Annotated in this window: 1 protein-coding gene; it reads left to right on the top strand. The window is 61.9% G+C overall.

Annotated features, from left to right (window positions below; genetic code table 11):
- Positions 1 to 317 (top strand): cytochrome c maturation protein CcmE (ccmE, locus tag BN1800_RS39720; protein WP_087006393.1); only part of this gene is annotated, 317 nt, incomplete at its 5' end.
- Positions 318 to 478 lie beyond the last annotated feature (161 nt).

The following is a 478-nucleotide window of genomic DNA, read 5'->3' as shown; positions in this document are numbered from 1 at the left end:
CGCGCATCCGCCTCGGCGGGCTGGTCGGCGAGGGCAGCGTGGTGCGCGGCGCCGGCTCGACGGTGGAATTTGCCGTCACCGACGGCAGCGGCGATGCCGTGAAGGTCAAATATACCGGCATCCTGCCCGACCTCTTCCGCGAAGGGCAGGGGGTGGTGACCGAAGGCAAGTTTGCGGTCGGCAGCCGGGAGTTCATCGCCGACACGGTGCTTGCCAAGCACGACGAGAAATACATGCCCAAGGACGTCGCCGATCGGCTGAAGGCGCAGGGTTTCTGGCAAGAAAGCAAGGGGCAGGAAGGCGAGGGTACGCAATGATCATCGAGAACCGGATGACGGTCTAACTTGATTTATGTCAAAACCACCGTGTCCGGCATGCGCTATGTCCGTCGGCACCTGGTGGATACTGGAGCACATGCATGGATTTCGAAGGGTTTTTTAGGAGCGAGCTGGACGGGCTTCACGCCGAAGGCCGCTAC

It is taken from the genome of Rhizobium sullae, assembly GCF_900169785.1.
GTDB lineage: Bacteria > Pseudomonadota > Alphaproteobacteria > Rhizobiales > Rhizobiaceae > Rhizobium > Rhizobium sullae.
This window is presented reverse-complemented; position numbering and strand designations above follow the sequence as displayed.